This is a genomic window from Bacteroides salyersiae (genome assembly GCF_031172035.1).
In the GTDB taxonomy this organism is placed as follows: Bacteria; Bacteroidota; Bacteroidia; order Bacteroidales; family Bacteroidaceae; genus Bacteroides; species Bacteroides salyersiae.
The window spans coordinates 125,969-149,899 of record NZ_CP133452.1 but is presented as its reverse complement, the minus strand read 5'-3'; the positions used below and the strand labels follow the sequence as shown (position 1 = coordinate 149,899).

27 protein-coding genes are annotated in these 23,931 nt (G+C 45.6%); 14 read left to right on the top strand and 13 right to left on the bottom strand.

What is annotated here, in order from left to right:
* Nucleotides 1-15 precede the first annotated feature (15 nt).
* The 8 genes from traK to RB604_RS00640 all read left to right on the top strand — a co-directional run bounded on the left by traK (nucleotide 16) and on the right by RB604_RS00640 (nucleotide 5,934).
* Nucleotides 16-639 (top strand): conjugative transposon protein TraK, encoded by a 624-nt coding sequence (gene traK, locus RB604_RS00675; RefSeq protein WP_004308925.1) that lies wholly within the window; start codon nucleotides 16-18, stop codon nucleotides 637-639.
* Nucleotides 640-645: 6 nt separating this feature from the next.
* A complete protein-coding gene (locus RB604_RS00670; protein ID WP_004308924.1) occupies nucleotides 646-954 on the top strand; it encodes a TraL conjugative transposon family protein in 309 nt (102 codons plus the stop codon).
* On the top strand, nucleotides 935-2,290 hold the full coding sequence (gene traM, locus RB604_RS00665) for a conjugative transposon protein TraM (RefSeq protein ID WP_032595739.1): 1,356 nt from the start codon (nucleotides 935-937) through the stop codon (nucleotides 2,288-2,290). Before RB604_RS00670 ends, traM begins: the two co-directional genes overlap by 20 nt.
* A gap of 69 nt (nucleotides 2,291-2,359) precedes the next feature.
* On the top strand, nucleotides 2,360-3,418 hold the full coding sequence (gene traN, locus RB604_RS00660; protein WP_032588475.1) for a conjugative transposon protein TraN: 1,059 nt from the start codon (nucleotides 2,360-2,362) through the stop codon (nucleotides 3,416-3,418).
* Between the two features lie 2 nt (nucleotides 3,419-3,420).
* Nucleotides 3,421-3,996 (top strand): conjugal transfer protein TraO, encoded by a 576-nt coding sequence (locus RB604_RS00655; RefSeq protein ID WP_032588474.1) that lies wholly within the window; start codon nucleotides 3,421-3,423, stop codon nucleotides 3,994-3,996.
* An 8-nt stretch (nucleotides 3,997-4,004) separates the two neighbouring features.
* Nucleotides 4,005-4,904, top strand: coding sequence for a DUF8464 domain-containing protein (locus RB604_RS00650; RefSeq protein ID WP_004310298.1), 900 nt, complete (start codon nucleotides 4,005-4,007; stop codon nucleotides 4,902-4,904).
* Entirely contained in the window at nucleotides 4,904-5,410 is a 507-nt protein-coding gene (locus RB604_RS00645) for a DUF3872 domain-containing protein (RefSeq protein ID WP_032595742.1), read from the top strand. Before RB604_RS00650 ends, RB604_RS00645 begins: the two co-directional genes overlap by 1 nt.
* Nucleotides 5,407-5,934, top strand: a complete 528-nt coding sequence (locus RB604_RS00640; RefSeq protein ID WP_005827312.1) for a glycoside hydrolase family protein — start codon at nucleotides 5,407-5,409, stop codon at nucleotides 5,932-5,934. Before RB604_RS00645 ends, RB604_RS00640 begins: the two co-directional genes overlap by 4 nt.
* Before the next feature lie 62 nt (nucleotides 5,935-5,996).
* On the opposite strand, the gene RB604_RS00635 is transcribed toward RB604_RS00640, so the two are convergent.
* From RB604_RS00635 to RB604_RS00590, 10 genes are all read right to left on the bottom strand, one after another.
* Nucleotides 5,997-6,218, bottom strand: coding sequence for a DUF7688 family protein (locus RB604_RS00635; RefSeq protein ID WP_004310300.1), 222 nt, complete (start codon nucleotides 6,216-6,218; stop codon nucleotides 5,997-5,999).
* A 116-nt stretch (nucleotides 6,219-6,334) separates the two neighbouring features.
* Nucleotides 6,335-6,643: a hypothetical protein gene (locus RB604_RS00630; protein ID WP_004310301.1), complete on the bottom strand. Its 309-nt coding sequence runs from the start codon at nucleotides 6,641-6,643 to the stop codon at nucleotides 6,335-6,337.
* A gap of 53 nt (nucleotides 6,644-6,696) precedes the next feature.
* The gene (locus RB604_RS00625) at nucleotides 6,697-7,002 is read right to left on the bottom strand and encodes a DUF6956 domain-containing protein (RefSeq protein ID WP_004310302.1); all 306 of its coding nucleotides are present in this window, start codon (nucleotides 7,000-7,002) and stop codon (nucleotides 6,697-6,699) included.
* Nucleotides 6,942-7,160 (bottom strand): DUF3873 domain-containing protein, encoded by a 219-nt coding sequence (locus RB604_RS00620; protein WP_008770680.1) that lies wholly within the window; start codon nucleotides 7,158-7,160, stop codon nucleotides 6,942-6,944. Before RB604_RS00620 ends, RB604_RS00625 begins: the two co-directional genes overlap by 61 nt.
* A gap of 31 nt (nucleotides 7,161-7,191) precedes the next feature.
* Nucleotides 7,192-7,449 carry a DUF8466 domain-containing protein gene (locus RB604_RS00615; protein WP_005827305.1) on the bottom strand — a complete coding sequence of 86 codons (258 nt, stop codon included), beginning with the start codon at nucleotides 7,447-7,449 and terminating at the stop codon, nucleotides 7,192-7,194.
* 24 nt (nucleotides 7,450-7,473) lie between these two features.
* Nucleotides 7,474-8,739, bottom strand: coding sequence for a PcfJ domain-containing protein (locus tag RB604_RS00610; protein WP_004310303.1), 1,266 nt, complete (start codon nucleotides 8,737-8,739; stop codon nucleotides 7,474-7,476).
* Nucleotides 8,736-9,155, bottom strand: coding sequence for a PcfK-like family protein (locus RB604_RS00605; protein WP_004310304.1), 420 nt, complete (start codon nucleotides 9,153-9,155; stop codon nucleotides 8,736-8,738). The genes RB604_RS00610 and RB604_RS00605 overlap by 4 nt, the downstream gene beginning before the upstream one ends.
* A gap of 23 nt (nucleotides 9,156-9,178) precedes the next feature.
* Entirely contained in the window at nucleotides 9,179-9,400 is a 222-nt protein-coding gene (locus RB604_RS00600) for a hypothetical protein (RefSeq protein ID WP_008019901.1), read from the bottom strand.
* A gap of 11 nt (nucleotides 9,401-9,411) precedes the next feature.
* Nucleotides 9,412-9,627, bottom strand: a complete 216-nt coding sequence (locus tag RB604_RS00595; RefSeq protein ID WP_005643957.1) for a hypothetical protein — start codon at nucleotides 9,625-9,627, stop codon at nucleotides 9,412-9,414.
* Between the two features lie 7 nt (nucleotides 9,628-9,634).
* Complete coding sequence (locus RB604_RS00590; RefSeq protein ID WP_004310306.1) at nucleotides 9,635-9,970, bottom strand: hypothetical protein; 336 nt, start codon at nucleotides 9,968-9,970, stop codon at nucleotides 9,635-9,637.
* Nucleotides 9,971-10,431: 461 nt separating this feature from the next.
* Between RB604_RS00590 and RB604_RS00585 the strand changes: the two genes are divergently transcribed.
* Together RB604_RS00585 and RB604_RS00580 are read left to right on the top strand one after the other, a co-directional pair.
* Complete coding sequence (locus tag RB604_RS00585; RefSeq protein WP_117699598.1) at nucleotides 10,432-11,655, top strand: site-specific integrase; 1,224 nt, start codon at nucleotides 10,432-10,434, stop codon at nucleotides 11,653-11,655.
* Nucleotides 11,652-12,026: a hypothetical protein gene (locus RB604_RS00580; protein WP_038606222.1), complete on the top strand. Its 375-nt coding sequence runs from the start codon at nucleotides 11,652-11,654 to the stop codon at nucleotides 12,024-12,026. Before RB604_RS00585 ends, RB604_RS00580 begins: the two co-directional genes overlap by 4 nt.
* Before the next feature lie 958 nt (nucleotides 12,027-12,984).
* Here RB604_RS00580 and RB604_RS00575 read toward each other — a convergent pair.
* The 3 genes from RB604_RS00575 to RB604_RS00565 form a co-directional block, all read right to left on the bottom strand.
* Nucleotides 12,985-13,518, bottom strand: a complete 534-nt coding sequence (locus RB604_RS00575; RefSeq protein WP_117588200.1) for a HEAT-like fold family protein — start codon at nucleotides 13,516-13,518, stop codon at nucleotides 12,985-12,987.
* Between the two features lie 10 nt (nucleotides 13,519-13,528).
* Nucleotides 13,529-15,622: an outer membrane beta-barrel protein gene (locus RB604_RS00570; RefSeq protein ID WP_270437380.1), complete on the bottom strand. Its 2,094-nt coding sequence runs from the start codon at nucleotides 15,620-15,622 to the stop codon at nucleotides 13,529-13,531.
* 386 nt (nucleotides 15,623-16,008) lie between these two features.
* Nucleotides 16,009-16,323, bottom strand: a complete 315-nt coding sequence (locus RB604_RS00565; RefSeq protein WP_309007589.1) for a hypothetical protein — start codon at nucleotides 16,321-16,323, stop codon at nucleotides 16,009-16,011.
* Nucleotides 16,324-16,337: 14 nt separating this feature from the next.
* Here RB604_RS00565 and RB604_RS00560 point away from each other — a divergent pair, with 14 nt between their 5' ends.
* The 4 genes from RB604_RS00560 to RB604_RS00545 all read left to right on the top strand — a co-directional run bounded on the left by RB604_RS00560 (nucleotide 16,338) and on the right by RB604_RS00545 (nucleotide 23,895).
* A complete protein-coding gene (locus RB604_RS00560) occupies nucleotides 16,338-16,493 on the top strand; it encodes a hypothetical protein (RefSeq protein WP_004314171.1) in 156 nt (51 codons plus the stop codon).
* 704 nt (nucleotides 16,494-17,197) lie between these two features.
* Complete coding sequence (locus tag RB604_RS00555; RefSeq protein ID WP_055295385.1) at nucleotides 17,198-19,903, top strand: glycoside hydrolase family 2 protein; 2,706 nt, start codon at nucleotides 17,198-17,200, stop codon at nucleotides 19,901-19,903.
* Between the two features lie 158 nt (nucleotides 19,904-20,061).
* Entirely contained in the window at nucleotides 20,062-21,123 is a 1,062-nt protein-coding gene (locus tag RB604_RS00550; protein ID WP_224203440.1) for a glycoside hydrolase family 88 protein, read from the top strand.
* Nucleotides 21,124-21,165: 42 nt separating this feature from the next.
* Nucleotides 21,166-23,895, top strand: coding sequence for a family 78 glycoside hydrolase catalytic domain (locus tag RB604_RS00545; RefSeq protein WP_229103623.1), 2,730 nt, complete (start codon nucleotides 21,166-21,168; stop codon nucleotides 23,893-23,895).
* Nucleotides 23,896-23,931 lie beyond the last annotated feature (36 nt).

Genomic DNA, 23,931 nt, shown 5'->3' with positions numbered 1-23,931 from the left:
AACGAATAAACAACAATGGAATTTAAGTCACTTAAAAACATCGAATCATCGTTCAGGCAGATACGCCTGTTCGGTATCGTCTTCCTCTCGTTGTGTGCCGTAATAACGGTATGGAGCGTGTGGAGTTCCTACCGCTTCGCGGAGCGGCAACGGGAAAAGATTTACGTGCTGGACAACGGCAAGTCGCTGATGCTGGCTCTCTCGCAAGACTTGTCGCAGAACCGTCCGGCAGAAGCGAGGGAACACGTGCGCCGTTTCCACGAGCTGTTCTTCACGCTCTCACCCGAAAAGAGCGCGATAGAGCATAACGTGAAACGCGCCCTGCTATTAGCGGACAAAAGCGTGTACAACTACTATTCGGACTTTGCCGAGAAGGGGTACTACAACCGCATCATCGCCGGGAACATCAATCAGGTGTTGAAGGTGGACAGCGTGGTGTGCGATTTCAACGGCTATCCCTACCGTGCCGTGACCTACGCCACGCAGAAGATCATCCGGCAGAGCAACGTCACCGAGCGCAGCCTCGTGACTACGTGCCGCCTCTTGAACTCGTCCCGTTCGGACGACAATCCCAACGGTTTCACCATCGAGGGATTCACCATCATCGAGAACAAGGATTTACAAACCATCAAAAGGTAAACGGACATGAAGAAAATCAAAAAATCATTTTGGCGTGCGTACTGGAAGCTCCACGACAAAAAGAAAATGCTGGTGGCAAGGCTCAAAGGCTATCTGGACGGTTTGCCCCCGAAGACACGCAGGCGCATCGTGCTGGCGATGCTCGCCGCCTTTGCGGTGCTTGCCCTCTACACCTTCGGCAAAGCCGTCTATGAAATCGGCAGGAATGACGGCAGCCGGATGGTAACAGACCATGCCGGACAGGTGGAACTGTCCATAAAGCCGGACAACAATCATAATGTAATACCTTATTTATATGGAACAGACGAAGAATGAACCTAAAAACGAGAACAAGGCGGCTCCCGACAACGGGAAACCGAAGAAGGAGCGCAAGCCGCTGACCGAAGCCCAAAGGCTGAAACGTCAGAAAATGATAGTGCTGCCCGCTATAGTGCTGGTATTCATCGGTGCTATGTGGCTGATATTCGCCCCGTCTTCCGACAAGGAGCAGCAACCGGGAACGGGTGGTTACAACATCGAAATGCCCGACGCTGACAAGGCGAACCGCCAGATCATCGGCGACAAGGCGAAAGCCTACGAACAGGGAGCAATGGAGGAACGGCAGGAGAACCGCAGCCGCGCCATGCAGGAACTGGGCGATATGTTCGACCGCGAGGTGGCGGAAACGGACGGCGGCAGGGACTTCGACCTTGCTAATCCCGGAAATGCGGAAGATGCAACAGCAAAATCATCCGCTCCGAAAACCATCCAATCCTCCGCAGCTGCCTACCGCGACCTCAATACCACGCTCGGCAACTTCTATGAGCAGCCGAAGAACGACAACGCGGAAATGGACGAACTGTTAGAGCGTATCGCCTCGCTGGAATCGGAACTGGAAACCGAGAAAGGCAAGGCATCCGCTATGGATGACCAAGTGGCACTCATGGAGAAGTCCTATGAACTGGCGGCGAAGTACATGGGCGGGCAGAACGGCACACAGCCACCTGTCGGACAGGCGGCAGAGCCTTACCCCGTGCAGAAAGCCGGAAAGAACACGGCTGCACCTGTCAGGCAGGTAACGCATCAGGTGGTATCTTCGCTCTCACAGCCGATGAGCAACGCTGAGTTTGTCGCCTCCTTCTCGCAGGAGCGCAACCGCAGTTTCAATACGGCGGTGGGTGTCACGACTGTATCGGACAGGAACACCATATCGGCGTGTGTCTATGGGGCGCAGAGTGTGACTGACGGGCAGGCGGTAAGATTACGGCTGCTGGAGCCGATGGCAGTGGCGGACAAAATCATACCCCGCAATGCAGTGGTGGTAGGCACGGCAAAGATTCAGGGCGAACGACTCGATATTGAAATTACTTCGCTGGAGTACGCAGGTACGATTATCCCGGTAGAACTGGCGGTGTATGACACGGACGGACAGCCCGGCATCTTCATTCCAAACTCGATGGAGATGAACGCCGTCAGGGAGGTTGCCGCCAACATGGGCGGCTCGCTGGGCAGCAGCATTAATATCTCCACCAACGCAGGGGCGCAGCTCGCCTCCGACTTGGGCAAGGGGCTGATACAAGGCACGAGCCAGTATATCGCCAAGAAGATGCGTACCGTCAAGGTGCATCTGAAATCCGGATACAAGGTCATGCTATATCAGGACAGAGATTGAAAACAATAACAATCAACGACTAAAAAAACAACAACCAAATTTTTATTTACCACTAAAATCCAAAGTAGAATGAAAAAAGTAATCATCATGTTTGCCCTCGCTATGGGCATCATAACTGCCAACGCGCAGGAGAACGTAACCGTTGGAGAGAACAACGGAAGTGAACCGACGAACGAAGCGAGAGCAGAGACAAGCTCGCTTGACTATGCCTCGCAAGGAGGAGGAAGGCAAAGCCAACAACCGACCTTGACAAAGGAGGTCTATCCGCAGAAGGAGGCGGACGGCGATCTGTATCACGGGCTGACAAAGAAGCTGACCTTCGACCGCATGGTTCCCCCGCACGGATTGGAAGTGACCTACGACAAGACCGTCCACGTCATTTTCCCCTCGGAGGTGCGCTACGTCGATTTAGGCTCGCCCGACCTGATTGCGGGTAAAGCCGACGGAGCGGAGAACGTCATCCGCGTGAAAGCTACCGTGCGTAACTTCCCGAACGAAACCAATATGTCGGTAATCACGGAGGACGGGAGTTTCTATACTTTTAACGTGAAGTACGCCTCCGAACCGCTGCTTCTCAACGTGGAGATGTGCGACTTCATCCATGACGGCGAGAAGGTGAACCGCCCGAACAACGCGCAGGAAATCTACCTGAAGGAACTGGGCAGCGAAAGCCCGATGCTGGTGCGCCTTATCATGAAGTCCATCCACAAGCAGAACAAGCGTGAGGTGAAGCACATCGGCTGCAAGCGATTCGGCATCCAGTACCTGCTGAAAGGTATCTACACGCATAATGGGTTACTCTATTTCCACACGGAGATAAAGAACCAGAGCAACGTGCCTTTCGATGTGGACTACATCACATGGAAAATCGTGGACAAGAAGGTGGCGAAGCGTACCGCCGTGCAGGAGCAGATTATCCTGCCGCTCCGTGCGCAGAATTACGCCACACTCGTGCCGGGCAAGAAGAGCGAGCGCACGGTATTCACGATGGCGAAGTTCACCATTCCCGACGACAAATGCCTCGTGGTGGAACTCAACGAGAAGAACGGGGGGCGTCACCAGTCTTTCGTGATTGAAAACGAGGACTTGGTACGTGCCAATACCATCAACGAACTTCAAGTGCGCTGACCATGAGAAAGTACATCGCAATAATCATCGTGTCGCTTGCCCTGTTCACGGGGCAGGCGCACGCCCAGCGATGCCTGCCGAAGATGCAGGGCATCGAATTGAGAGCTAACCTTGTGGACGGTATGCGTTTAAGTGGCAACAATGGCGGTTACAGTTTCGGGGCGGCTCTCTCCACCTACACGAAGAACGGTAACAAGTGGGTGTTCGGTGGCGAATACCTCTTGAAGAACAACCCGTACAAGGATACCGCCATACCTGTGGCGCAGTTCACGGCGGAGGGCGGTTATTATTTCAAGATACTCTCCGACGCCCGTAAAATAGTGTTCGTCTATGCGGGGGCTTCGGCTCTCGCCGGATATGAGTCGGTGAATTGGGGCGAGAAAGTGCTGCATGACGGCTCCACGCTCCATGACCGGGACGCCTTCATCTACGGCGGTGCGCTGACGCTCGATGTGGAGTTTTACGTGGCTGACCGTATCGCCCTGCTCGCCAACCTCCGGGAGCGCCTGCTGTGGGGTGGCGACACACGGAAGTTCCATACGCAGTTCGGGGCGGGCGTCAAGATAATCATCAACTGACACGTCGCATGGAACGGACGGACATTGAGAATATGAGGCAGATACCCATTGCGGACTTTCTCGCACGGCTGGGACATGAGCCTGTCCGAAGGAGCGGAAACGAGCTGTGGTATCGTGCGCCATACCGCAGTGAACGCACGCCCTCCTTCCGTGTGAACGTGGCGAAACAGCTCTGGTACGACTTCGGCTTGGGCAAGGGCGGCGACATCTTCACGCTTGTCGGGGAGTTTACCCGAAGCGGGGATTTCATGGCGCAGGCGAGATTCATAGCGGAAACCGCCCGTATGCCGCTTGCCGCAGCAGAAAAGCCGTTGTACCTGCCGGAACCGTCCGAACCTGCCTTTGAGGGAGTGGAAGCCGTCCCGCTGCTCCGCTCTCCGCTGACGGAGTATTTGAAGGAAAGAGGCATCCCTTATGCCGTTGCATCCCGCCACTGCTGCCGCCTGAACTACGGCGTGCGTGGTAAGCGGTACTTTGCCGTCGGCTTTCCGAACGTGTCGGGCGGCTATGAAACCCGAAGCCGCCGTTTCAAGGGTTGCGTACCACCAAAGGACGTGTCGCTGGTCAAGGCGGGGGACATCCCGGCGGACGTGTGCAGCGTGTTCGAGGGCTTTATGGACTTCCTGTCCGCCGTCACGCTCGGTTTGGCAACGGGTGACTGCCTTGTGCTGAACTCCGTCGCCAACGTGGAAAAGGCTTTGAAACATCTGGACGGGTACGAGCGCATCGACTGTTACCTCGACCGAGACGAAGCCGGACGCAGGGCAATGGAAGCCCTGCGGACACGCTACGGAGGAAAGGTGACAGACCGTTCCGGCATCTATCAAGGCTGCAAGGACTTGAACGAGTACCTGCAACAAGTATCAAGAAAACAACAAAAGAACAACAATCTAAAAATCAAAGAATAATGAACATACTGAACAACAAGAACAAGAGAACATCAATCTTCAAGGCGTTGGCACTCTGCCTGTTCGCCGCAGTGTCATTCACATTCGTATCGTGCGACGACGATATGGACATCCAGCAATCCTATCCCTTCACGGTGGAAACCATGCCCGTGCCGAACAAGGTCACAAAGGGGCAGACGGTGGAAATCCGCTGTGAGCTGAAGAAAACGGGCGATTTCGCCAATACCCTCTATACCATCCGGTATTTCCAGTTCGAGGGTGAGGGCACACTGAAAATGGACAACGGCATCACTTTCCTGCCCAATGACCGCTACCTGCTCGAAAACGAGAAGTTCCGGCTGTACTACACGGCGCAAGGTGACGAGGCGCACAACTTCATCGTGGTAGTGGAGGACAATTTCGGCAACTCCTATGAGTTGGAATTTGACTTCAACAACCGAAACGTGAAGGATGACGGGGTTATCACTGTTGTCCCCATCGGGAACTTCAAGCCCTTTACACGATGATGCGTGTATTCATGGCTATCCTCTGTTCGCTTCTGGCGGTCTGTTCCGTGTCCGCACGGAACAGACGCCATGAGGGAACGGACGGGCAGGCGGCTATCTACCGGCTGCCACCATTTGAGAGGGCGGTGCGATGCACGAAGTATTTTGAGGGCTGGCATTCGGAAAAACATCACCCGTATGTAGGATATGGACATCGGTTGCAGCCGGGGGAAAGGTATTCGGCACGCACCATGACGAAGCGGCAGGCGGACGCGCTTCTGCGAAAAGACCTGCGGAAGTTCTGCGCGATGTTCCAGCAGTTCGGGAAGGATTCGCTTCTGCTTGCCACGCTCGCCTACAATGTCGGTCCGTACCGTCTTTTGGGGAGTGGGAAGATACCCAAAAGCACGCTAATCCGAAAGCTGGAGGCGGGTGACAGGAACATCTACCGGGAGTATATCGCTTTCTGTAACTATAAGGGGAAACGCCACGCCATGCTGCTCAAACGAAGGAAGGCTGAGTTTGCGCTGCTGTATGTACCATAAAGAATAAGTGTCTGACGAAAGAAACTCCGATGAAGCCGCCAACTTCATCGGAGTTTCAGTTTTCATACATTCGGGATTGTCCCTTTGCCTGCAACCTCACCGTCCCTGCAATGCTCTATGATACCGGGTGAAAATCCCATGCTGCCGATTGCGATATGCCGGATATAGTCTGTATATTCCTGACCTTGAAAATTCCTGCCCGTAAGGTTCTTGAAAACCATCTTTATGCTTATGCCGTCGTTGCTGTACAAGATGGTTTTTCCGTTCTGTCTGATTGTTTCCATGATTAAAACTTGTTTTTGTGAATACTATCGTAGATTGGTACAAAGGTTTCTTTGCCTACTTTCTTATCCGCCATCATGCTCATGAAAGAAAGTAGGCGGCTTTTGCCGCCCACCCCTCAAAAGCGGGTGTAAAGTCCCGTTACCATCGTGAACATTTCCTCCAGCATATCGCAATATATCCCCTCGTGCGTTTCAATGTCCTTCGTCCTGCTCTCGAATGTCTTTTTGCTGAACGTCTTGCGGTAGAAACGCATATTGTATAGGTCTGCCCCTCCGTCATAGATGATGTCAAGGCGGTTGGCACTGGTCTTGTTCCTCGCAAGGCTCATGCGCAAGCCGTTGCCCATGTCTGTGAAGTCTTTGCTTCCCGTCATGGCGGCAAAGCGTCTGCCGCCAATCTGCTCTAAAATTGTCTTTGCTATCATATCCGTTGTCTTTTAGGTTTATGGTTCGGGCGGTGCGGACACCGCCCCAATGTTCAAAATTCTGTTTTCTCGGTTATGGGTGTGCATTTTTCCAGCCACTCTTTCAGACATTCCATGCTATACTCGCTCGTGATGACTGCCGTATGGCTGTCAATGGCAGTGAAACGGCTGCTTTCATAGCTGTCTATCCACCCCTTTAGGGTATCAACTCCCCACGCTTCGGCATCGTCAAAGATGCCGTCCAATGCCGTAATGGGTTCGCTGAATTTGACTATCAGCGTTTGGTAGCCTGCTTCGTTCATCGCTTCTCCTCCTTCCTTTCCTTTGCCGTTAGCCACTTGTCCCGTGCGGCTCGACATTCGTCTAATGTGGGTTTGACACAAGAGAAAAGTTCCCCGTCCGTGTGGCGGTAGTCGTATTGCACAAGGGTGCGTTTGCGTCTGTCGATACCCGTTTGGAATTTCTCGTAGTTCTCCGTTCCTGCCGATTGGCAGGTGCTTACTCCGTTAATTGTCATTTTGTTGCCATAGTCGTTGTTATTTAGATGATTAGAAATGTACAGACAGCACTCTGTGTTGCATCACCATTTCGGGGTCGCTCGTGTAGCGTTGGTGCAGGTAGAAATGATGAGAGCCGAAGCCGTAAAGGAAGAACTTGTCAAGTTCGTGTTTCTCGGCAAAGTCCTTGACGCTCGCCCTTAATTGCTCCTCACTCTGACAAAGAGTGAGGAGGTTCATAAATTCAAGGAACATCGTGGGGATTTTATCATCCCATAGGAAAACCATGCTTTCAAATCTTACTTCCATAATGTTAGTTGTTAGATGTCGATATTATGCCGCTTTCATCCGCTGGCGGATAAGGTTGGCGTTCTTGTTCACAAGGGCGATGATGCGGTCGTGGTATTCGGAGTTCTCGTTGCATACGCCACGACACTGCACCACCTCAAAAGTTTTTAGTGACACCTCTATCGTTTCAATTCGTTTTCCGTCAATGGTGGCGGATAGGATAAGGGAGTCTTTTCGTTTGTGGTAACCGCCCACACAATGGTGCATCGTCCTTCCTTCCTCTGCCATTTCTTCCACGCTCTCTATGACTTTGACGCAAATAAGGCTGTCGGTAAAGGCAAGTCCGAAGAATATGCCCTTAGCTTTCAGATATTGTTTCTCGTCCTCAATCGCTTTCCTGCGTTGCTGTTCAGTCCGCTCATGTTTCCTTTGCAGGTTGCGCTTTGCCACCAACTTGTCGTGTTCAACTTTGAGGTCGGCAGGGCAAACGTATTTCGGGCTGTTTGTGTCCTTGCCGAAATGACGCAGGAGGTCTATGGTGTCACGCCACATTGAGCCGTCCTCAATAGTATAGCCGTTGCGGATACATATCTTGATTGAAGCCCAATACTCTCCAATATTGAAAGAGTGGTACAGATAGTAGCGCAACATGGGATATTGCCCTGCCTTCAACAGCGTTTCCGCACGGCTGTCCGACAATAATGCCGGTATTAGTTTGGTGGGTACAATGTCGTGGAAATTGCCGTTAAAGCCGTTTCTGCGGAGCGTCGGCAACACCTTATATCTTGGATATATCGGGGAATATGAGATATGGCGGTACGCTTCATTGTCATTGCGGATAGCAAAAGGAGAAGCGAATGAGAACGTGTCGATGTAGCATCCCAATGTGCGTGGAATGGCAACAACAGCCTTACGCCCTTGTTCATTCCACCAATACTGCCCGATTTCAAGGGCATAGGACTTGGCATTAACCCCTTTCTCCATACCCACGACAAGCAAGAACATTCGTAGCACTTGGTATTCTCCGCTTGTGGTAAGGGTTGTGAAATACTGCTTTTGTCTTACCTTGCGCTGATAGGTGAGGCAGACTTTCAAACTTGCTCCACATTCGGGACACGTACAATGCTCGGTCTGCTCCGTCATTACCCAACTATGACCGCAATCCATACAAGTGGTACGACCTTTCGGCAAGCGGTGTGCATAATGCTCCACGCAATTACGGAATGCCCAATTTATCTGTATCGGGGTTATCGGGCGTAGTTTCTTGCTTTGGGCAAGAACTGCTTTTTCAAATTTGTTTCTCGGTTTCATAAGCCAAAATCAAATAATGAGGGTTGAACTTGGGTTTCTGTTTTCGCCTTTGTCGGCTTGGTGCGGTTCTGCAACTTGCGGAGTTCCTCGTCTTGGTATCTGCGGACTGCCTGCTGACGTGCTTCTGCTTTTTCCTCTGCCGTGAGTTCCACAATGTGGTTCACCGCCACTTGGCATTGGATAGGCTTGCCCACCTCAATCTCGTTCTCGTCATAGTAGTGTACTGCTTGTCCGTATATCTCTCCGTCCGTGAAGCCGTTACAACCGCTTTTCTGCACATAGTTCAGAATGTAGGTTACGCAATCGTCAATGTTCTTGGCTGGATTGCGGTAGTTCTTCGCAAAGAGCGTGTCTTCCTCCGCACGTTGTTCCAAATACATCTGTATCGTTCTCTTGAAATGGTCTGTTCCTTTCATATCGCTGTCGTTTTTATGAGTTGTCAAATAGTATGTTTCAAAATCTCCCTCCAATAAATCGGCTCAACCTCGCTCAATAGGAAGTCTATAAAGTCCTTCCGTGCGTCCTTGTTCAGTTCGTGGTAGAGTCCACGGAACACGGACATATTGCCGTTGAGGTATGTTTCCACCATGTACTCGAAGATGTTGCCCACCTCGTAGTATCTGCATTGTTGCTCCACTGTCTTGCTTCTTCTCTTTGCCATGTCGGTAGGGATTAAAGGGTGAATAACCAAAGAATGAAGCCGAAGAACAGGATAACGGAAAGAATAGCCACGATTACCCCTATTGCCACTCGGAACACTCCGTTTATTATCTCTCTGACGATGTACCAAAGGATGCCGGACACCCAAAAGGCGGTGCGCATGATTAGGGTGCATATCGCAAGCCCTATGTATTGCGCCATTTGTCTGAAATTTACCGTTGCTGTCATAGCCGTATCATTTGTTAAGTTCCACGATGCTGTCTATCCTGCCGTATAGGAAACTGCGGAGTGCGGTCTTGTCGGTAGCCTTGTATTCCGCCCAATGTCCATACTGCTTTACAATGTAGGTTCGGAGAATGTCGGAAAAGTCAAACATCCAACCTTGCAAGGGTACTGCGCTCTTGAAATAGGTGTTGCTGTTCACGTTGCGTGTAAGCCAATCCTTTTCCTCTCGGCTCAATTTCTCACCATTGTTCAGTTTGGTGCGAAGTCCGTACACCTTGCTGCCTTGCAGGTTCTCCAAACTTGGTACTTCCCATGCCACGAATTTTGTTGCTATTGCCGTTCTCATATCCGTTTTGTTTTTGATTTTTTGTTTTTTAATGCGGATTCAAGAGCTGAGGGAGTTGAGTTTCAAACTATCTTATCTGCTTCTCGTTTATCCGACATTTTTTTTAATGCGTCTTTCTGTCGCATCGGTCGTTTTCGTTTCGGGTGCTTAAAAAGGTAGGGATTAGGGAATGCAAGGTTTTTACGAAAAAGAATGACTAAAAAAGCAAAAAATAGCAGATTTGGGCTTTTGTTTTGAGTTTCAAGTGGTTGTGGCAGTTGTTGGCTTTAAGTGACGTTCGTGAGGAAATGCGAAAATAGCAGATTTGAGAAGTGGAAACGCTTTCAATTCATTACCTCAGAAAAACGCCCTAATGAGCTTTTTTAACGGTGTCGGTTCTTGTTTCTCCATTCTGCACAGGTTGTGAATTTGCCATGCAGCTCTCATAGTTTAATTTTGCACTGAACAAAAAGCAAACAATTATGAGAAGTACATTCAAGACAGTCTTCTATGTAAATGGAAGCAAGGAGAGAAACGGAGTTGTCCCTATCATGGGACGAGTGACAATCAACGGAACTATCGCACAGTTCAGTTGCAAGCTGAGCGTGACCAAGGCGATATGGGATGCCAAGGGCAACAGAGCTAAAGGCAGAAGCAAGGAAGCCAATGAGGTGAACTTTGCGCTTGATAACATCAAGGCTCAAATCGCTAAGCATTACCAACGGCTTTCCGACCGTGAGGCGTTCGTTACCGCTGAAATGGTGAGAAACGCATATCAAGGCATAGGTACGGAGTATGAGACATTACTCAGAGCTTTTGACAAGGAGAACGCAGCCTTTGCCCAACGCGTGGGAAAAGACCGAGCTGTCCGAACCTACCGCAAGTATCTGACGGTAAGAAAGTACGTTGCTGAGTTCATCAAATTTCAGTACAAGCGCAGCGATATGTCCATGAATGAGCTTACCGAGGAGTTCATCCGTGATTTTTGTCTGTATTTGAAGAATGTCATTGGACTCACGCAATCTACCATTTGGATATACTCCATACCATTGAAGCATATCGTCACGGCAGCACACTACAACGGCAAGATACAGAGAAATCCGTTTGCCATGTACCACGTTGACCCAGACCACAAGGAGCGTGAGTTCTTGACAGAGGAAGAATTGGACATATTTGCAGGAATAGAGTTGGAAAATCCCAACTTTGCTTTTGCGAGAGACTTGTTTATGTTTGGTTGTTGGACAGGTATCTCTTTCGTTGACATCAAGAATCTTACAGAGGACAATGTTGCCATTATAAGTGGGTCTCCATGGATAGTTTCTCAGCGTCAAAAGACAGGCGTACCATTCAAAATTAAACTGATAGATGCAGCCATACAGATAATTGAACGTTACAAGCCATTGAGAAAAGATATGCACTTGTTTAATATTGGCTCACTTGACATGGTAAACAAGCGTATAAAGAAAGTGGCAAAAATGTGTGGCATCAAGAAGCGAATTTCATTTCATGTAAGCCGGCATTCGTTCGCAGTTTTGGCTTTAAACTACGGTATGCCGATAGAGAGTGTAAGCAAGATACTGGGACATACGGACATCGCCACAACACAAATTTACGCAAAGGTGACAAGTACTAAATTGGAGCATGACATATCAGCTTTTGAAAGTCGAATCAAGGGGCATATGCCGACAATGGGGGGAATGGCATGAAAAGGACTGTAATCACCGTGGACGGAAATGGAATGTTATCCATTCCGTCCAACTTGCAAGACTTGTGGATGAGTGAGGGTGAATTGGTTGATATGCTTCATGTCACCGCCATGAAACTCCATGCTGTGATAAGGTCAATATACAAGGATGGTTTATTGACGGTGTCGGAAGTCCAACAGAAACAGGAAACTTCCAATGGCATTTGGCAAACGTTGTATGGCTTTCCGATGATTGTTGCCCTTTGCTTCCGTATAAACTCATACGGGGCCGCTCGGTTTCGTGCCACCATCTTCAAGAGATTGTACGGGGCAAAAGAGAAAAGTAGTGTCATTATCCTACAACTCAATAGAAGAACAACCGCCTTTAGTTGAATGTCCTCTTGCTTGTTTGTTGGCTTGGCGCTGTCGTACTGTCGTGAATAAGTACTGAAGCATAAGCATGACATTCTTACTTGTAGGGGGATGAGTTCTGTTCATAAAAATGACGGACAAAACACCCCTTATTTTTGTTGAATTGTTGAATATGATGAAAGAAGTATTGAACATCAGGCATTTACGGCTCAACATATTCTCAACAAATCTCTCAACAAAAGAAAGATAATGTTGAAAAGAGAAAACCATGAACACCATTCCTTTCTTTCTTTTTTGCCCAGTAATTTGTTGTGTAGAGCTATTTGTTGAGAGTTTGTTGAGGGTATAAGTGGTTGGTTCTCATAAAGATAACACCTATCTTCAACAATTCAACGTTTTACATGCCCTCACTTGGTACGCTGTAAAATGTGCTTGTGGATTAATTGGCAACCGCTCTATTCTCCGAAATGGTTGCAGCAACGTTCCTTGGAGGCTTTGCGCCTCCAGCCACTTGGGCGAACCTCCGCAGTGTTTTAGCATGGCATTAGATTTATGCAGACTATACCGAGGACACACAGCACACTCGGCATAGTTCACAAAGGAAATCAACAACACACAACTGAAACACTTGGCAAGTTTCACACTGAAAATATCACCTTTTCCTTTGCAAACTCCATGTACAAAGTAGCTTGTGTCTGTGACCTTGTTCTTTCAATGTGGCAGCTTTGATGTTTGGCGTAAATTGAGAGAATTAAGGTCTGCAACCTTGGGCATGGAAAGCCGAAAGGCAAATATCTCGTCTTTTGTTCTTAGAGGAGGGAGCGAGGTTATGTTTTGGAAACCCCAAAACTCCTCGCTCCACCATGATGGCGGAGAAATTTTGCTCCCGATGGTCGCAGAAAGTGAGTGTACCAACTGTAAGCAGTATATCGAATGGCAAACATACAGAAACAAGACTATTCTTTGCGGAAATGCTACATTAAGACAAAGAATGCTTCCTTTTTATTTTCATCAATATCTGCCTTTTTGCGGAAGCTAATCCTGGGGATAGGGTCTCTTGTTCCAACATGTCCAATGCCATCTTTAACTCGCTGAGAAGTTCGGGATAATACTTCATTTGCCCATAAGCAAGCTGCATGCAATAGGCTCGTATAGCATAGGGTTGAGCGCAAGCGGTAATCTTGCTTACACAGAAGTCTATGAAATCCGAGCGGAGGAATTCTTCTTCAAACGGTTGGCGTAAGAGAAGATTGAGCATTAGACGGCGTTTCCCAACATGCTCTTCCTTCATCACTCGGTCAATCAGCTCGTCATGTTTGCAATAAAGCCACTCATTATTGGCTAAGTCGAAATTTGATAGAACATGCAGTGCATTGAATGCTACTCGGTTGTCCTCATCGAAAGTGAGCCGATAGAGTTCTTCCTTTCGGTGATTGTTCTCTTCGCCTTGGGTGAGAAAGCATAGCTCATGGATGTTATCCATGCTAATTCTACCAATTAGTTTTTGTTTCATATCATGCGGCTTAGTGTCCCATTCTTGATGTATCAACTGCTTTTACTTTTTTTTCTTTATAGCCACCGAACTTATAAATAACAGCAAAAGTAGCAGTAGCCCAATTGTTGTTAATTTTCATACGGTAATCTTGATTACCTTGTACGGAACGAGTGTCTGCCTTGTTGTTGAAGATGTTGCTGCCATTTATGCGCAATCCCCATTTCCCATCATGTGAAGTCCATTGTAACTTGGCATTCATTCTAAAGATAGGACTTACATCATAAACACCTTGTATTACTTTTGACTGAAAGAAAGGGTTGAGTATAAGGCGTAAGTCTTGTGTGCTGCAAAGTTTTATAGATGCAGTACCTCCAAGTGCTGCCGTCAGCTTCTTGCGGTTGAATGGCAAATCGAAGAAATGGTCACTTTTGGCATGTTTATAGATTCCTACAGCAAACACATTACCGTTGAGCCATTTGCCAGCACCGAATATTGCAGAGGCTTGCAATCCAAAGCTATTCTCATAGTTGAAGTTGGTTTCCTTCAATATTACCGCCATACGGTCTGTTGGTTGGTACGGTAACTGCACAGAATAATCAGGTTTCAGACTTGCAAAAGCCATCAGCGTATAACGTCTTTTAATCTGCCACATAAGGTTGACATTGTAATAAGAGTATGGTTTCAAATCAGGATTGCCATGTATCTCGGTATATGCCGATGAGTAAAATACACTGCTCATTGTTGACCAATAGCTCGGAAATTCAGAATTGGAACTGAATGACAAGTTGAGTAAATGGTTCTCGTTGATATTCCACAGGGCATTGAGTGACGGATATATGCGCCATTTGTCCCATATCGGTGAATGGTATTGTTCGGCTGCTGCGGATACTTCAAGACTAATTGCCTTGTTTATCTGTTTGCTGAAACCTGCGTATATATTCCAAATACGTTCGTTGATGTCCACACTGCTTGTTGCATTAGGCAGAATGTTACCCTCTTTGTCGATGGTGTTCTGATAACTCTTGTTGCTTGTGAATTGTCCCTTTACACCATACGACAATCCCCAACCATGTGTAAAAGAATGGTTTTGGTCGGCTGCGAACATCCATTTGCTGATAGTCTGTTCACTGCCACTTGTAAGGTTGCGTTCCGTTTCTGTCGTATTTTCATCTGCATACATCGTACCGTCAAGTTTTTGTTGTTGAGGGGTACGATAGTTAGTGTACGAACCACTAATGTTAAGTCCAAAAGGAAGTGAGTAGTTTACATCAACATTGTGCAGATACACATGAGTGTCGTAATGCATTCCGCTTACACTTGAACCTGTAGTGTGATTGTTGGAGCAAGACTTTTGCCATTTTCCCGTATAGGCAATGTCAAGTCGATGGTTCTTGCTAAATGCATAATTCATACCAAGTCGGTAGTCATGAGCAATACCAAATGATTTCTGCCACGTTTCATCGTTGTAGTGAATACGCCCGTTATCCAATGGATGGTTGGCTATGCGTGAAGATTCACCATATGAATTGCCGTCAATAAATTGATATTGTGCATCCATTCCAAATTTGCCCCTCTGCATGGAAAGATAGAAATCTCCAAACTCTCTGGAATATTTGTTTTGCTGTAATCCTCCATTTATCTGTCCCGACAACTGATTTTTCCCTGCATAATCTTTCGTGACGATATTTATAGCCATGCCACGAACATGATAACGTGCAGGAGCAGCAAGCATCACCTCTGCTTTAGCCAACTGTGCAGCAGGCATCGCTTTCAATCTGTCTGCAAGCTGTTCTTGCGTTAAAGTGGTCGCCTGTCCGTTGATGATAAGCGTCACCTCGTTGCCGGAAAACTTGATGCCACCATCAGCATCACTAACACCAGGAATACGTGTAAGAGCCTCATAGGCATTGTCGGCAGGTAGTTGCTTCATGAGTAACGGCATGTTATAGGATAACATACCTCGCTCAGCCTTGACGATAGGGCGCGAACCTTTGACCATTATTTCGGGAAGGTTGTGCATCATGTTCTCCATTGTGAGCGAATCATTCTGCGTCTGAGTTTGAGCTTTCACGTTAGCAACTGAAAGCAGAAATAATCCTAAAAGGAATACTTTATTGTCCATATTTTACCTTTCTAATCTACATTCTCTTTCTATAACTTTCAAAAGTACGAAAAAAAATCCATAAACGAGAACGTTTTGCTTTGTATTGTAGGAATGAGGACGACATTTAACATTTCTCTTACTTTTAATGCCGTATATGAAATTTATCTATGCTGCATAGACAATGTGTTGCTACATTTGGAATAAGCACACTTCCAACCCAAAATTAATAATCTATAAAAACAAAGCAAAAAGTGTCGTTTTTCAGATTTTAGGTTTAACTTTGCATCCGAAAAGAGTTGTTTGGCAAGCAAGGCAAACTTATGTAGAATGTAGAAGTTAAAACTATTGCCAAGTCATTACCTCTATTGAGGAAAGACACTCATAAATCGCTCATTTTAAGCTATTCAGAAGATTTTAGCAGAATTTTTCGGAAAAATACTACCCGAAAGGCTGGAGATTTTTCCAGAAAACAGGAGGCTTGACCTTGCTTTCCCGTACAATCCCGGAGTTACCTTTGCACCCAGCACGAAAATGACTGCCTGATGCGGCTCACTGAAAGGCGCGAAAATGGAGGTAAACGGAAGTGGAGGCAGATTAGACAGGAAAACTTCAAAAGAGAAATCCGTGAAAAAGACATCCCCAACAGAAAAGAACATAGCCGGTAGCGTGAAACCGAGCAAACCATCGGCAAGGAAGTATGTTTTTATCTGTTTGGCCAAACGTGTTTGGTCGGATGGATAAAATCATTCTTCCCGGTTTGTCTGCCGTGAGTGACGGCTTGTTCCATTTATGGAATGTGCGGTCATACACGGCTTTCCGCTTCCGGCTCAAAAGGACAACGAAAAAAGAAAAATCGTCAAAACCCCGTAAAAGCACCTCTTTGGCATAAGCACAAAAGAAAGGGGCCTTGTCTCATCAGTCTAAACTATTGTTTAGGCGTGAGGCAAAGCCCTTTTCTCCGCTTATGCGGCAGTCGGCACACGTTCGTTCAAAATCTTTTTGGGCGATGGTGTGCTGACGGATAAAATCGCTTTTACGGAAAAACTTGTGTGAGAAGAAAAAATCAGGAGATTCATTTCTAAATCTCCCGTTTTATTGTTACTTTTGCATACGAAGAGTTCTTTGAAGGTTACGCAACGCACAGAAGAATAATGCAGTAGATAACTAACTAATTCGTAACCTATTACTATTATGAGCGATTACCCAATGCTCATTTCCAATAAATTACACTCTTTTCGTAACTTCACGATGCAAATATAAGGCGAATCTAAATAATAAAATGATACTTTTTTATCATTTCATTGTATTTCTTGAAACGGGATACTTATTTGTTTGTAAATCAATTATTTTCCATATTTCTGTTCTTTGTTTTTCGAATTTGTATTTCAATCATAGAATATATGTCTCTTGGATTTTAATGTTTGCTATGTATTTTAGATATGTAATGTATGTACATATGTATACATATGTGCCAAAAGTGTATTATTGGTGTATTTGTCTTGTATGTATCTATATATGGCTAAGATGGATATATTACGTACGCGATTCTTTGCTTATATTCGCCTCCGGTAATTTTGAGTAGTGAATATTATGATGAATAAGGTATTGTGTTCTCTTTTATTATTTCTGTCAATCTCTTGTGGTCTACAAGGGAGAAATGCTAATTATGCCAGAGATGGTAAACGGATTTGGTTGGATTCTAAGGAAATCCATCATGGAGAGTATGTATGGAAAATGAAGAAAGCAGGCGATGTGACCTCTTCTGCGGAAGAGGTTTCGACATTAGGGTATGATACAAGTGATTGGCTCTCTGCCATAGTACCCGGAACTGTACTGAACTCTCTTGTCTATAATAAGGAGTATCCGGAACCTTATTATGGAGTGAATAATAAGTTGGAATCCGGTAAGATTCCTGATATCTCTAAAGTAGGGCGTGAGTTTTATACTTATTGGTTTCGTACTGAGTTTGATGTGCCTGAATCTTTTGCTGGAAAAACAATATGGTTGCAACCGGACGGTGTTAATTATCGGGCAGAAATATGGGTGAATGGTAATTTATTGAGTACGCTGAATGGTATGTTTATAAGCGACTACATAAATGTGACGGATTTTGTTAAGGTAGGTCGTAAAAACATACTTGCTGTCAAGGTATATCCGGTCGATGTGCCAGGTACTACGATGCCGAAAAGTTGGGGAGCTACCGGAGAATTCCATAACGGAGGCAATGGAAATATTGGCTTGAATACAACTATGTTGATGAGTGTAGGGTGGGACTTTACTTTTATGGATGGCATCCGTGACCGTAATACAGGTGTTTGGAAAAGTATTTCTTTATATACAACGGGTGCAGTGGCTTTGCGGCATCCGTTTATTAAGTCAGAGTTGAGAAAGCCGGAGTACGATATAGCTCGGGAGACAATTTCTGTAGAGGTGAATAATGCGCTTAATTCTACGGATACGATTGATTGCGTAATCAGTAGTGAAATCGTGGGTGAGAATATTATAGTGAAGAAACCTCTCCGTATTTTACGAGGGGAAAATAAAACAGTTGTATTTACCCCTGAAGAGTTTCCGCAGTTGGTTATAGAAAATCCCCGTTTATGGTGGCCCGTCAATAAGGGCCCGCAGAACTTATATGAGTTAAAGATGACCGTGTCTGTCGATGGTGTCGTTTGTGATTCTGTAAAGACGCGCTTCGGTATTCGTGAAATAACCTCTGATATGAATACTCCGGATCATTCACGTGTATTTTATATAAACGGAAAACGCATTTTTATTCGGGGAACAAACTGGATTCCGGAGGCCATGCTTCGTAGTTCGGATGAACGCACTTATGCTGAATTACGATACACGAGACAGGCCGGAATTAACCTGATTCGTTTCTGGGGTGGCGGTATTGCCGAATCTGATTATTTTTTTCAACTTTGCGACGAAATGGGATTGTTGATTTGGCAAGAGTTCTGGATGACAGGGGACACGCGTCATCCGCAGGATAAGGGAGTTTATCTGAATAATGTGGAATCTACGGTAAAACGTATTCGTAATCATCCGTCTTTAGCCTACTATGTAGCTTCTAATGAAAGTTCGGAAGTAACTGGTACGCGAGAGTTATTAATGAAACTTGACGGGACGCGTGGGTATCAGATGCAGTCGGAATGCGAAGGAGTACACGACGGTAGTCCGTATAAGCAAGTTAATCCGATGCAACATTATGAAAATACGGCATCGTCCAGAGGAAGTCGGGTAGATGGTTTTAATCCGGAGTATGGAGCTCCTACGCTTCCTACAGTAGAAATATTGAAAGAAATGATGGATGAGAAGGATTTATGGCCTATTAATAGAGAGGTATGGGATTATTTAGATGGTAATGGCTTCCATTTGATGTCTACCATGTATAAAGAACTGGTTGATAACTATGGAAAATCTTCTTCTATTGAAGAGTTTGCTCAAAAAGGGCAGTTCGTTGGTGCTATTAACTCAAAGAGCATATGGGAGGTGTGGAATTATAACAAATTGGATTATGGAGATCGATTTTGTTCGGGGTTACTCTTTTGGTATCATAACTGTCCTGTACGTCAAGTGAGTGCTCGTATGTGGGATTGGTCGTTGGAACCGACAGCATCACTTTATCATACAGCGAATGCCCTTGAACCGCTACATGTACAATTTGATTATTTGAAGAATACGGTATCTGTAATTAACGATTATTACAAGTCTTTCAGCAATTATACGGTGATGGCACAGGTGTATGATATAAATAGCAGGAAAGTTTTTGAAAAGTCTGCTAAAATAAATCTGCCATCAGACGGAGTTATCAACGATGTATTTACTATCTGTTTTCCCGAGGATATTTCACAAATACATTTTATAAAGTTGAGACTGACGGATGAAAGAGGGAGGGAGGTATCTTCTAATTTTTATTGGCGTTCTAATGACAAATACGAAGGTAAAGATACAACTACTGGCCCGGCGGCTTCGGGATTTGAGGATTTGGTAAAAATGAAACGGGCAAGGCTTGTCAGCTCTTGCAAGGTAAGGAAAACTGATGGACAATTTTGGGTAGATGTCACTTTGCGAAATGTTTCTAATTCTATTGCTTTTTTTAATCAGCTACAATTTTTAGATCAAAATCTGAGTCCGGTTCGTCCGTCGTTTTATACAGATAACTTTTTCTCACTTATGCCGGGTGAAAGTAAATTGGTAACAATAGAAACGGCTGATCAGAATTTGAAGAATACACCTGTTTTAGTCATAAAGGGATGGAATATAGAGCGAAAGCAGATTAATTTGGAAAAATAATGTATTAAATGAAAATATGTAAATTCGTTATATTATTAACCTTTGTTCTGCTTGTTGTAGAAAAAGTTTATCCTATACAGGCGTGTCCGACGCTTACTCTCAAGAGGAGAGTTAATGTAGACAAAGTGTTGAGAAGTGCTGCGCATCAATATCTATATATGGCAGATAGATTAAAAGGAACGGATGTGTTCCCGAAAACATATGATGTGAAAGAGCATAAACCGGAGAATAGTTCTTCTAAATGGTGGTGTAGTGGCTTCTATCCGGGTACTTTGTTTTATTTGTATGAAGAAACTGGCTATGAAGAGCTATATATGGAGGGGGTACGTATGTTGAAGTTATTGGAGCCCGAGCAATATAATGTAAGTACGCATGATATTGGCTTTATGATGTATTGTAGTTATGGTAATGCCAATCGTATAGTTCCGCAGTCCGGCTATAAAGATATAATTGTTAACAGTGCGCGCTCTCTTATTACCCGGTTTAGTCCGATGGTCGGTTGTATTAAGTCACATAATCGCGGACCGAATGATTATGTGGTTATTATTGATAATATGATGAATTTAGAGTTGTTGCTCTGGGTGGCGCAAGCTATTGGTGATAATTCTTTTTATGATATCGCAGTAAAGCATGCCGATACGACTATGAAGAATCATTTTAGGGCTGATAATAGTCTTTATCATGGGATAAATTATGATCCGGAAACGGGAGGAATTCAACATTATCAAGCCGGACAAGGTGTGTCGGAAAAATCAGCTTGGGCTCGTGGGCAGGCTTGGGGATTATATGGATATACGATGATGTATCGTTTTACAAAAGATACCAGATATCTTGAACAAGCAGTAAAAATAGCAGAATTTATATTGAATCATCCCAATATGCCGGAAGATTTGGTCCCTTATTGGGATTATAATGCGCTTGATATACCGAATACTTTGAGGGATGCTTCAGCAGCTGCTATTAGTTGTGCCGGGTTATTCGAGTTATGTCGGTATGTTTCGGAAAATTCCAGACAGAAATATTTTGAAGCTGCCGAGAAAATGTTACAGGAATTATCTTCATCCGAGTATATGGCAGAAGTAGGTACTAACGGTGGATTTATTTTGAAACATTCTGTCGGTAATATGCCGGCTGGGACAGAAGTAGATGCACCATTAACGTATGCAGATTACTATTTTGTAGAGGCATTGTGCCGGTATAAATCATTAACGAATAAATAGTTGAATGTTATGATAAGTAGATGTAAAACAATACTATTGACTATGTTTTTATTAACTTCACCGTATCTTCTTACAGCGTACGGAGTGAAGGAAGGGAAGAAAAATATTGAACCGGTCGGATTGCAGTGTGAATATTTGCATAATCCGTCAGGGTTGGATATTCCTCATCCGCGTTTGAGTTGGAAAATGGGAACGACGGTTGCCGTGCGTGGGCAGAGACAGACTGCTTATCAGGTTCTGGTAGCAAGTAGCCGGGAGTTGTTAGATAAAGAACAGGGAGATTTATGGGACAGCGGGCAAGTACATTCAGATGAATCGGTCCATATTGTTTATGATGGAAAAACACTGATTACAGGGCAAAAGTGCTTTTGGAAAGTTCGTTTGGCTGATGAACAGGGCAACTGGACATCATGGAGTGAACCGGCTTATTGGCAGATGGGATTGTTTGCCGATGATTGGAGTGCCCATTGGATAGGGAGTGCTGAAATGGAATCCCAAAGTGTGGGTGGCCGGCCGGTAGATAATAAAATGTTTGATCCGTGGTTTCGTAAGACTTTTACTTTAACAGAGAGCCTTAAAGAGGCACTGATTTACGTAGCCTCTATCGGATATCATGAATTGTATGTGAATGGTTGTAAGATTGGAAATGCCGTACTTGCTCCGTCTGTGACAGATCATAAATCGCGTGCCCGTTATGTGACGTATGATATCAGTCATTATCTGAAAAAAGGGGAGAATGTAATTGCTTTGTGGTTGGGTACTTCTTGGGCTGTATTTCCTGCTTATCAGCGTAATGACAAGCCAGCTATTCCAATGGCGTTGGCACAGGCTGAGATAACGTTGACTTCCGGCAGCAAAGTTCGGGTGATAACAGACGGCAGTTGGAAGACGCATGCAAGTCCCAATGTGCTGATGGGATATTGGGATGCACATCATTTTGCCGGTGAGTTTTATGATGCTTCTTTGGAGATCAATGGATGGAATGAAGCTGGTTTTGACGACTCTGAATGGGCGGAAGCAAAGGTTTACCAACCGCAGATTATGGTTTCCGCCGATAAAGCGGAGTCCAATCTGCTGATGGATGAGATTAAACCGGTTGCGGTCGAAGAGGTGAGCCCGGGCGTGTATCGTGTGGATATGGGAATTAATTATGCCGGATGGTTTGAAATGCCGCTTGTCGGACAACCGGGAGATTCGGTCGTTTTCCGCTTTTCGGAGAGAGAAAAAGATGCTTGTAGCTACGGAATACATAGTATTTATAAAATAGGGCCTGACGGGAAGGGTACTTTCCGTAATCGCTTTAACTACATGACCGGACGTTGGGTTCAGATTACCGGCTTACGGTCTGCACCCGATTTGAAACAGATACGTGGGTGGATGATTCGTCCCGATTTTCGGCGGTCGTCCGGATTTGAATGTGATATATCGCTTTTAAACGATCTTTATCGTACCACATTATGGACTTTTGAAAACTTGAGTCTGGGTAATTATATTGTAGATTGTCCTCATCGTGAACGTAGGGGGTATGGTGGTGACGCATTGGCTACTACGCGTACCGGTTTGGATAATTATCAGTTGGGGGCTTTTTATACCAAATGGATGGAAGATTGGCGCGATGTGCAGGGAGAAGATGGAAATGTACCATATACGGCTCCTACCTATATTGGTGGTGGCGGTCCTTCCTGGAGTGGTTTTTGTATTACTTTGCCTTGGGAGGTCTATCGCCAGTATGGTGATGTGCGCATTCTTGAAGAAAGCTTCTCGACCATCCGGCGTTGGCTCGATTTTGTAGAAACTAAATCCAAAGACGATATGTTGGTGCGTTGGGGTGGAAAGTGGAGTTTTCTGGGAGACTGGCTGTGGCCGGATGCCTGGCCGGAACGATCGGCGATGGAGAAAGAAGGAAAGTCTTTGGGAGATACCCGCGAGACATTGTTCTTTAATAACTGCCATTGGATTTATAGTTTGGAAACGGCTGCCTGTATAGCGGATGTTTTGGGGAATGAAACAATGGCTGTCGCTTGGCGCAAAAGGGCGGAAGAGGTGCGAAGGGCTGTGCATAAAACTTTCTTCAATCCGGATGACAATAGTTATGTGAACGGTTATCCTGCTTATTTAGCTATTGCACTTATGGTGGACTTACCACCTGAAAAATTGAAGGCTAAAGTCTGGAAACGTCTGGAGTATGAGATATTGGTGAATCGTAAAGGACATTTTTGGGGAGGTATCACGGCCGGTTCTTTCCTCTTCCATACTTTATTGGATAACCAGCGCAATGATTTGATTTGTGAAATGGCTACCAAAGAAGACTTTCCAAGTTGGGGGAATATGATAAAGAATGGAAATGGCACTTTCTTTGAAGATTGGGAGTGCAGAGGATCTGCTTTGCATAGCTCTTATTTATATATAGGGAGTTGGTTTGTGGAATCGTTGGGGGGTATTCAACGTCCGAAGTCCGGATTCAAAGAATTTGTCATAGCGCCTTGGATAGATGAGAAAGGCCCCAGACAGGTACGTTCACACTATAATTCCATGTATGGAACAATTGTTTCCAATTGGAAAGTTACAGACGACAAATTAGATATTGAAGTGGTGGTACCAGCCAATACTACAGTTCTTTTGAAACTGCCGGGTGTTCGTTTCGATTCAATAAAGGAAGGAGGGAGCGAATGGAAAAAGGTAAAAGGCATTCGTTTGGATTCCCAAAGAGACAATACGGTTGTCTTCTCATTACAATCTGGTACTTATCGATTTTCGGCAAGGATGAATTGATTTGGTTTATTGGTGTTGTGGGCATTTTACAATAAA

Bases quoted from the DNA above. Each gene is read 5' to 3' on its own strand.
- traK (WP_004308925.1), top strand. From the start codon at position 16: ATGGAATTTAAGTCACTTAAAAACATCGAATCATCGTTCAGGCAGATA.
- RB604_RS00670 (WP_004308924.1), top strand. From the start codon at position 646: ATGAAGAAAATCAAAAAATCATTTTGGCGTGCGTACTGGAAGCTCCAC.
- traM (WP_032595739.1), top strand. From the start codon at position 935: ATGGAACAGACGAAGAATGAACCTAAAAACGAGAACAAGGCGGCTCCC.
- traN (WP_032588475.1), top strand. From the start codon at position 2,360: ATGAAAAAAGTAATCATCATGTTTGCCCTCGCTATGGGCATCATAACT.
- RB604_RS00655 (WP_032588474.1), top strand. From the start codon at position 3,421: ATGAGAAAGTACATCGCAATAATCATCGTGTCGCTTGCCCTGTTCACG.
- RB604_RS00650 (WP_004310298.1), top strand. From the start codon at position 4,005: ATGGAACGGACGGACATTGAGAATATGAGGCAGATACCCATTGCGGAC.
- RB604_RS00645 (WP_032595742.1), top strand. From the start codon at position 4,904: ATGAACATACTGAACAACAAGAACAAGAGAACATCAATCTTCAAGGCG.
- RB604_RS00640 (WP_005827312.1), top strand. From the start codon at position 5,407: ATGATGCGTGTATTCATGGCTATCCTCTGTTCGCTTCTGGCGGTCTGT.
- RB604_RS00635 (WP_004310300.1), bottom strand. From the start codon at position 6,218: ATGGAAACAATCAGACAGAACGGAAAAACCATCTTGTACAGCAACGAC.
- RB604_RS00630 (WP_004310301.1), bottom strand. From the start codon at position 6,643: ATGATAGCAAAGACAATTTTAGAGCAGATTGGCGGCAGACGCTTTGCC.
- RB604_RS00625 (WP_004310302.1), bottom strand. From the start codon at position 7,002: ATGTCGAGCCGCACGGGACAAGTGGCTAACGGCAAAGGAAAGGAAGGA.
- RB604_RS00620 (WP_008770680.1), bottom strand. From the start codon at position 7,160: ATGACAATTAACGGAGTAAGCACCTGCCAATCGGCAGGAACGGAGAAC.
- RB604_RS00615 (WP_005827305.1), bottom strand. From the start codon at position 7,449: ATGGAAGTAAGATTTGAAAGCATGGTTTTCCTATGGGATGATAAAATC.
- RB604_RS00610 (WP_004310303.1), bottom strand. From the start codon at position 8,739: ATGAAACCGAGAAACAAATTTGAAAAAGCAGTTCTTGCCCAAAGCAAG.
- RB604_RS00605 (WP_004310304.1), bottom strand. From the start codon at position 9,155: ATGAAAGGAACAGACCATTTCAAGAGAACGATACAGATGTATTTGGAA.
- RB604_RS00600 (WP_008019901.1), bottom strand. From the start codon at position 9,400: ATGGCAAAGAGAAGAAGCAAGACAGTGGAGCAACAATGCAGATACTAC.
- RB604_RS00595 (WP_005643957.1), bottom strand. From the start codon at position 9,627: ATGACAGCAACGGTAAATTTCAGACAAATGGCGCAATACATAGGGCTT.
- RB604_RS00590 (WP_004310306.1), bottom strand. From the start codon at position 9,970: ATGAGAACGGCAATAGCAACAAAATTCGTGGCATGGGAAGTACCAAGT.
- RB604_RS00585 (WP_117699598.1), top strand. From the start codon at position 10,432: ATGAGAAGTACATTCAAGACAGTCTTCTATGTAAATGGAAGCAAGGAG.
- RB604_RS00580 (WP_038606222.1), top strand. From the start codon at position 11,652: ATGAAAAGGACTGTAATCACCGTGGACGGAAATGGAATGTTATCCATT.
- RB604_RS00575 (WP_117588200.1), bottom strand. From the start codon at position 13,518: ATGAAACAAAAACTAATTGGTAGAATTAGCATGGATAACATCCATGAG.
- RB604_RS00570 (WP_270437380.1), bottom strand. From the start codon at position 15,622: ATGGACAATAAAGTATTCCTTTTAGGATTATTTCTGCTTTCAGTTGCT.
- RB604_RS00560 (WP_004314171.1), top strand. From the start codon at position 16,338: ATGGATAAAATCATTCTTCCCGGTTTGTCTGCCGTGAGTGACGGCTTG.
- RB604_RS00555 (WP_055295385.1), top strand. From the start codon at position 17,198: ATGAATAAGGTATTGTGTTCTCTTTTATTATTTCTGTCAATCTCTTGT.
- RB604_RS00550 (WP_224203440.1), top strand. From the start codon at position 20,062: ATGGCAGATAGATTAAAAGGAACGGATGTGTTCCCGAAAACATATGAT.
- RB604_RS00545 (WP_229103623.1), top strand. From the start codon at position 21,166: ATGTTTTTATTAACTTCACCGTATCTTCTTACAGCGTACGGAGTGAAG.